Here is a 7,214-nt window from a genome sequence, read left to right on the forward strand (position 1 = left end):
GGCCTCAGCGCGTTTTATCGTCGTGGGTCATGGCGGTATAAAACAGCCACGACACCAGCAGAATGATCAGGAAATACACCAGGGAAAACGCCGCCGCCGGGCCCAGGTCGAACTGGCCGACCGCCATCTGGGTCAAGGTCTGGCTGAGGAAGGTGGTGGCATTGCCCGGCCCGCCGCCGGTGAGCACGAACGGCTCGGTGTAGATCATGAAGCTGTCCATGAAACGCAGCATCACCGCGATCAGCAGCACGCTTTTCAGCTTGGGCAACTGGATATGGCGAAACACCGCCCAGCCTGACGCGCGGTCGATGCGCGCCGCCTGGTAATACACATCGGGAATCGCCCGCAGCCCGGAGTAACAGAGCAGCGCCACCAACGAGGTCCAGTGCCAGACATCCATGATCAGCACCGTGACCCAAGCATCGCTGGTGTTGGAGGCGTAGTTGTAGCTGATGCCTAGTTTGTTCAGCGTCCAGCCGAGTAAACCGATGTCGGCGCGGCCGAAAATCTGCCAGATGGTGCCGACCACGTTCCACGGGATCAGCAGCGGAATCGCCATCAGGATCAGTACCAGCGAAGCCCAGCGGCCTTTGGTCGGCATGGTCAGGGCGATGGCGATACCGAGGGGAATCTCGATCAGCAACACACAACCGGAAAAGATGAACTGACGCAGCAACGAGTCATGCAGGCGCGTGTCTTGCAGCACCTGTTTGTACCAGTCGGCCCCGACGAAGAAGCGGCTGGATTGGTCGAAGATGTCCTGCACCGAGTAGTTGACCACCGTCATCATCGGCACGATGGCGCTGAACGCCACCAGCAGGAATACCGGCAACACCAACCACCAGGCCTTGTTGTTCTGCACCTTCATGGCCGAGCCTCCTGCGGCAAGGCTTCTACCAGATAGTCATCGGCATAGAGCATCAACCACTGCGCGGGGAAACTCAGGTAAACCTGCTGCTGCGGCACGGGCTGATCCTCCTGCAAGCGCACCTTGAGCACCTGGCCGTCCAGGCGCAGGGTGAGGATTTTGTACGTGCCGAGGTCTTCGACGTGCACCACCTCGCCACACAGGGCATCCTCGTAAGGGCCATCCCAGACGTGGATGAACTCGGGGCGAATCCCGACTTTCAGGCTCTGCCCGCTCAGCTCGTCGAGCCGCTGGGTCAGCGTCGGGGCCAGCGGTAGCACGGTATTGGCGAACCGCACACCGCCGTCGCAACGGGTGACCTCGATCAGATTCATTCCCGGGCTGCCGATGAAATAACCGACGAAAGTGTGGCTCGGCCGCTCAAACAGCTCGCGCGGCGTACCGAACTGCACGATCTGCCCGCCGTACATCACCGCGATCTTGTCGGCGAAGGTCGAAGCCTCCAGCTGATCGTGGGTGACATAGACCATGGTGATGTTGAACTGCTCGTGAATCTGCTTGAGCTTGCGCCGCAGTTTCCACTTCAAATGTGGGTCGATCACGGTCAGCGGCTCGTCGAACAGAATCGCCGACACGTCGTCACGCACCAGGCCACGGCCCATGGAAACCTTCTGCTTTTCGTCGGCGCTGAGGTTGCGCGCCTTCTTGTGCAGCAGCGGGTGCAGCTCCAGCACCTCGGCGATTTCGTTGACCTTGCTGAGTACCTTCGGCTCGGCCATGCCCTGGTTACGCAGCGGAAAGGCCAGGTTGTCGAACACCGTCATGGTGTCGTAGACCACCGGGAACTGAAAAACCTGGGCGATGTTGCGCTGCTCGGGCGGCAGCTGATTGACCACCTTGCCGTCGAACTGCACCTCACCGTGGGACGGGCTGAGCAAACCGGAAATGATGTTGAGCAAGGTCGACTTGCCGCAGCCGGACGGCCCGAGCAAGGCATAGGCGCCACCCTGCTCCCACACATGGTTCATCTCGCGAATCGCGTAATCTGCGGCGCCACTCGGCTCGCGGCTGTAGCTGTGGGCCAGGTTGTGCAAGCGAATCTCAGCCATCAGGCGCTCCTCCCTAGACGGCGACTGGGCGCCTGGACCAACCGGCCCTGAGCCTCGAAGACGAACAGTTTGTGGGTCGGGATATAGATAAGGATCGGCGTATCGACGTCGTACTCGTGCACGCCCGGCAGGTGCAGCACCAACACGAACTGCTCGTTGCGCACATGCAAGAAGGTCTCGGAGCCGCTGATTTCCGCCAGCTCGACAGTCACCGCCAGCTCCAGATCGTCGTCGTTGGACGGCACCAGGCCAATGTGACTGGGCCGTACACCGAAGCGATAGTCACCCTCGGCAATACCTTTAAGGTCGGGGTTCAGCGGAAAATGCACGGCATCGGCGAAGCTCACCTCGGTGCCGCTGATGCGCCCTGGCATCAGGTTGATCGCCGGTTCGGAGAACAACTCGGCCGCCAGCACCTGCTGCGGGCGGTGGTACACCTCGGCGGTCTTGCCACTCTGCACCACCCGGCCCTCATGCAGGATGGTGGTGGTGCCGCCCAGGGCCAGCGCCTCGTTGGGCTCGGTGGTGGCATAGATGGCGATGGTGTGATGGGCCTGGAACAGCTCGCGCATCTCCTGACGCAGCTCTTCGCGCAGCTTGTAATCGAGGTTGACCAGCGGCTCGTCGAACAGAATCAACGAGGCATCCTTGACCAGCGCGCGGGCCATGGCCGTGCGCTGTTGCTGGCCGCCCGAGAGTTCCAAGGGATAGCGCTTGAGCAAGCCATCGATGCGCAGCATCGTGGCGGTGGCATGCACCTTCTCAAGGATTTCCGCTTCGCTGACCTTGGCCTGCCGCAGCGGCGAGGCGATGTTCTCGAACACCGTCAAGGTCGGGTAATTGATGAACTGCTGATAGACCATCGAGACGTTGCGCTGGCGCACCGGCACCTGGGTCACGTCCGCGCCGTGCATCAGAATGCGCCCGCTGTTTGGCCGATCCAGCCCGGCCATCAAGCGCATCAAACTGGTCTTGCCGGCCAACGTGCGGCCGAGCAACACATTGAAGGAACCGGCTTCGAAGCTCAGGCAGGCATCGTCGATGTGCACCTGGTTATCGACGACACGCGTGACATGCTCAAGCGTAAGCGACATGGGCTGTCCTTGGTCTTTTATTGTTTTATCGGCTGAGCCGTTTGCCCTAACCCAAGGCGAGTTTTGTGCCAAAACCGCAGAAGTTGCGCCAAGCCCATGATTCGCAAAGCCTCAAGCGCAATCATCAGAGACCGCCGATTGGCTGACTGAACACTGTTGAACACCAGGATGTGAACAACTGAACAGTTGCGGCGTTGACATTGAACAGTCATGGGCGACACTGATTCGCAGCCCGGCAAAGACCTGGGTCGATAACAACAAAATCCTCGCGAGACCTCGACATGGCTGAAGCTGCCGGTGCCCTGCCCCACGACACCATCATTCAGGACTCCTGGACGCGCTGCCGCGACTTCGGCCTGACGCACCAGAGCACACCACGGTTCAGCCAGCCCAGCCCCGGCGAGGTGTCGGCCCTGCTGGACAGCCAGCACGCGCTGGTGCAAACCACCCACCAGGAAGTGCTGCCCTACTACGGCAACATCCTCGCCAACTCCAACTGCCTGATCATGCTCGCCGACAACCACGGCCAGGTTCTGCAATCCTGGGGCGAGCAGCGCTTCGCCGAGCCGAGCCGGGCGGCCGGCTTCGTCGCCGGCGCCAGTTGGCTGGAGCGCTACACCGGCACCAATGCCATCGGCACCGCGCTGAGTTGCGGCCAGGCGGTGCATATCCAGCACGACGAACACTTCCTCAAGGCCAATCGCTTCATGACTGGCTCGGCCTCGCCGATCTTCGACGAACAGCGGCAGATGATTGCGGTGCTGGATGTCTCCAGCGACAGCTACCTGCCTCCCTCGCACACCCTGGGCATGGTCAAGATGATGAGTCAGTCGGTGGAAAACCGGCTGATCCTCAACCTGTTCCAACAGCGCTACTTCCAACTGACCTTCAACACCAGCCTGAGCAACCTCGACAGCCCCTGGGCCGGGTTGCTGATCTTCGACGATCAAGGTCAGGTGGTCTCCGCCAATCGCCGCGCCGACAGCCTGCTGGGCGTCGGGCTGACGCGGGTGAACATCGAGAGTTTGTTTGATGTGCCACTGCAACACTTGCTCAACCAGCCCGAAGCCATGCCCTTCAATTTGCGCGCCGGTGGACGCTTTCGCTTCCACGCCCAGGTCAAACGCCCGCAACAACCGGCACCGATTCAGGCGCGGGACTTCCGCCCGGCCGCGCAGCCGGCGCCCACGGGGCAAGGCTTCACCCTGGCCTCAATCAACCTTGGCGACCCGCGTGTCGATAAAGCCATACGCCAGGCCGAACGCCTGCTGGAAAAGGACATCCCGATCCTCGTGCATGGCGAAACCGGGGTCGGCAAAGAAGTGTTCGTCAAAGCCCTGCACCAGGCCAGCTCGCGCGCCAGCCACAGCCTGATCGCGGTCAACTGCGCGGCCATTCCCGCCGAACTGGTGGAGTCGGAGCTGTTCGGCTACGAGAAAGGCGCCTTCACTGGCGCCAACCAGAAAGGCAGCATCGGCCTGATCCGCAAGGCCCATAAAGGCACGCTGTTTCTCGACGAAGTCGGCGACATGCCGCTGCGCGTACAGGCCCGCCTGTTGCGTGTGCTGCAAGAGCGTTGCGTGCAACCGCTGGGCAGCAGCGAACTCTACCCGGTGGATATCCGCCTGATCTCGGCCACCAACCGCTCGCTGCGCCAGGACGTCGACGCCGGCCTATTTCGCGCCGACCTCTACTACCGCATCAGCGGCCTCAACCTCGAACTGCCGCCCCTGCGCGAGCGCAGCGACAAAGCCGCGATGGTCCAACGCCTCTGGGAACAGCACCGCGAAGCGCAACAATGGGCCGGGCTCAGCCGCGAAGTGCTGGAGTTGTTCGAGCGCCACCCATGGCCGGGCAACTTGCGACAGCTCAGCAGCGTGCTGCAAATTGCCCTGGCCATGGCCGAGGACCAGCCGATCCGCGCGGAACACTTGCCGGATGACTTCTTTGCGGACTTGCAGGAAGGGGCAACCGGACCAGGCATCGCGCCCAGCACAGACGAGGATGACCTGAACCAGCAGTTCCAGGCCTGCGGCGGCAATATTTCGCACCTCGCACGCCAGTTGGGGATCAGCCGCAACACCCTGTACAAGCGGCTGCGACAGAGCGGTCTGAAGGTCTAGGAGACCCCTCTTCTGCTCATACGAAGACCCACTATCCGCACGATCATGCGGACTATCTTGAAATACGCCCGACGACCGCTACAATCCTTGCGCACGTGAGGATTTTAACCGAGTACTGATTGCATCTCTTAAAATCCTTGCAGTCGTGAGGATTATCTCAGCCTGCAGACCCGCACAGCCATCAGGATCAAGCCGATGAACATTCAGATCGACACCGTGGAAACGCTGGGCCTGGTCATTCGCGCCAGCCGCAAAGCCATGGCCATGCGTCAGGACGACGCCGCCGGTCTCATCGGCATCAGCGAAAATTTTCTCGGCAAGGTCGAGCGCGGTGGCGAATCCGTGCAGTGGGGCAAGCTCTTTCAGGTGCTTCAGGAGCTCGGCCTCACGCTGACTGTCGAGGTGCCCGAGGAGGTTTCCAGCCAGGCCGCCGAATACCTGACGAAATACCAGCGCGACTCGAAACGGAGCAACCGCCAAGCCCCCACGGATGAACGCCCATAATGGTTCGCCAGCTCAACGCCTTTATCAACCACACCCAGGTCGGCACGCTGGCAGAGGCCAATGGCCTCTGGACCTTTACCTACAGTGCGCAGTGGCTCGCGGCTGCGCAGCGCTACCCGCTCTGCCCAAGCCTGCCGCTACGGCATGAGCCGTTTGTCGACGGTGCCTCGCAGCGCCACGTGCAATGGTATTTCGACAACCTGCTGCCGGAAGAAGGCCAACGCCAGCTGATCGCCAAGGCCGCCAAGATTGCTAGCGAGGATGCCTTCGGTCTGCTCGCGCATTTCGGTGCCGAGTCGGCTGGCTCGCTGACCCTGTTAGCGCCTGGAGAACTTCAGCCCGCCGGCGAACTGAGCGTACTGGCCGACGAGGAATTGTCGGCGCGCATCCGCAATATGCCGCAGGTGCCACTGGCCCAGGTCGCGCGCAAGCGCATGTCGCTGGCCGGCGCGCAGCACAAAGTAGCCATCGTAGTGGCCGGCGAACAGCTGCTGGAACCGTCCGGCAGCACGGCGTCCACCCATATCCTCAAACCCGACCACCCCTCCGAGGCCTACGCCCATTCCGTCAGCAACGAATGGTTCGTCATGACCCTGGCCCGCCGAGTCGGCTTGAACGTACCCCAAGTCAGCCGTCGCTACGTGCCGGAACCGGTGTACCTGATCGAGCGATTCGACCGCCGGCAGAGCGCGCAAGGCTGGGAACGCCTGCATTGCATCGACGCCTGCCAACTGCTTGGCCTGGATCGGGCATACAAATACAGCGCGGGCAGCATCGCCAAACTCGACGAACTCGGCAGGCAATGCCGCATACCCGCGCTGACACGCCTGGCGCTGTACCAGTGGTTGCTCTTCAACGTGCTAGTGGGCAATACCGACGCGCACTTGAAGAACCTGAGCTTCATGATGAAGCCCAACGGCGTTGCCCTCGCGCCGTTCTACGACCTGCTCAGCACGGCGGTCTACGACACCCGCTCCTTCGACAAGGAACGCTGGCCGCAGGCCGTCGAGCTGGCTTGGCCGATCGGCGATGAGGCGCGCATTGCACACCTGACCCGCGCGCACCTGATCGCCGCCGGCGAAGCGCTGGGCATCAAACCAGCCACGGCGCAAAGCCAGCTGGACAAACTGCGACAAAGCGTGATGCAAGCGGCGCTGGCTCTGCAACAGCAGGTCGAACAGGAGAATCGCGACCTGGCGCAACACCGCCCGGAACTACGCGCGACGCTGGCCGGCGAACAGCGCTGCCTGCGCGCGATTGTCAGCATTGTTATCGCCGAGATGGGCAGCCAGCTCGCCTGAGTCACGCGGCTTACCGCCACCCTGCCGCTGAGCGGCTACGCCAGCGATATACAAGGCAGTTTGCCCGTGCGCTGGCTGGGCCTAGCGGCCAAGGCCGCGCCCATGAGAGCGTGACTGCTCATGCGACACGGCATGGGCACAGAGCCATAAAAAAGCTCTGTACCTGTTAACTGTTGCTGCAGACCGCCGTCACGTGGGAGCGGCTTTAGCCGCGA

6 protein-coding genes are annotated in these 7,214 nt (G+C 62.1%); 3 read left to right on the top strand and 3 right to left on the bottom strand.

The features are described 5' to 3' along the window. Nucleotides 1-4: 4 nt before the first annotated feature. The 3 genes from B3M58_RS17160 to B3M58_RS17170 are packed head-to-tail and all read right to left on the bottom strand — an operon-like array spanning nt 5 to nt 3,071. Nucleotides 5-868 (bottom strand): carbohydrate ABC transporter permease, encoded by an 864-nt coding sequence (locus B3M58_RS17160; RefSeq protein WP_296220922.1) that lies wholly within the window; start codon nt 866-868, stop codon nt 5-7. After that, nucleotides 865-1,977 carry an ABC transporter ATP-binding protein gene (locus B3M58_RS17165; protein ID WP_296220923.1) on the bottom strand — a complete coding sequence of 371 codons (1,113 nt, stop codon included), beginning with the start codon at nt 1,975-1,977 and terminating at the stop codon, nt 865-867. The genes B3M58_RS17160 and B3M58_RS17165 overlap by 4 nt, the downstream gene beginning before the upstream one ends. Beyond that, nucleotides 1,977-3,071, bottom strand: coding sequence for an ABC transporter ATP-binding protein (locus B3M58_RS17170; protein ID WP_296220926.1), 1,095 nt, complete (start codon nt 3,069-3,071; stop codon nt 1,977-1,979). Before B3M58_RS17170 ends, B3M58_RS17165 begins: the two co-directional genes overlap by 1 nt. 281 nt (nt 3,072-3,352) lie before the next feature. Between B3M58_RS17170 and B3M58_RS17175 the strand changes: the two genes are divergently transcribed. From B3M58_RS17175 to B3M58_RS17185, 3 genes are all read left to right on the top strand, one after another. After that, entirely contained in the window at nt 3,353-5,194 is a 1,842-nt protein-coding gene (locus B3M58_RS17175; protein WP_296220927.1) for a sigma-54-dependent Fis family transcriptional regulator, read from the top strand. A 195-nt stretch (nt 5,195-5,389) separates the two neighbouring features. Then, on the top strand, nt 5,390-5,698 hold the full coding sequence (locus B3M58_RS17180; protein ID WP_296220928.1) for a helix-turn-helix domain-containing protein: 309 nt from the start codon (nt 5,390-5,392) through the stop codon (nt 5,696-5,698). Next, nucleotides 5,698-6,999: a HipA domain-containing protein gene (locus B3M58_RS17185; RefSeq protein ID WP_296220929.1), complete on the top strand. Its 1,302-nt coding sequence runs from the start codon at nt 5,698-5,700 to the stop codon at nt 6,997-6,999. The genes B3M58_RS17180 and B3M58_RS17185 overlap by 1 nt, the downstream gene beginning before the upstream one ends. Nucleotides 7,000-7,214: the final 215 nt, after the last annotated feature.

Source organism: Pseudomonas sp. UBA2684, from assembly GCA_002354655.1.
Classification (GTDB): domain Bacteria; phylum Pseudomonadota; class Gammaproteobacteria; order Pseudomonadales; family Pseudomonadaceae; genus Aquipseudomonas.

Excerpts from the sequence above, each read along its gene's own strand:
- B3M58_RS17160 (WP_296220922.1), bottom strand. The coding sequence starts at position 868 with ATGAAGGTGCAGAACAACAAGGCCTGGTGGTTGGTGTTGCCGGTATTC.
- B3M58_RS17165 (WP_296220923.1), bottom strand. The coding sequence starts at position 1,977 with ATGGCTGAGATTCGCTTGCACAACCTGGCCCACAGCTACAGCCGCGAG.
- B3M58_RS17170 (WP_296220926.1), bottom strand. The coding sequence starts at position 3,071 with ATGTCGCTTACGCTTGAGCATGTCACGCGTGTCGTCGATAACCAGGTG.
- B3M58_RS17175 (WP_296220927.1), top strand. The coding sequence starts at position 3,353 with ATGGCTGAAGCTGCCGGTGCCCTGCCCCACGACACCATCATTCAGGAC.
- B3M58_RS17180 (WP_296220928.1), top strand. The coding sequence starts at position 5,390 with ATGAACATTCAGATCGACACCGTGGAAACGCTGGGCCTGGTCATTCGC.
- B3M58_RS17185 (WP_296220929.1), top strand. The coding sequence starts at position 5,698 with ATGGTTCGCCAGCTCAACGCCTTTATCAACCACACCCAGGTCGGCACG.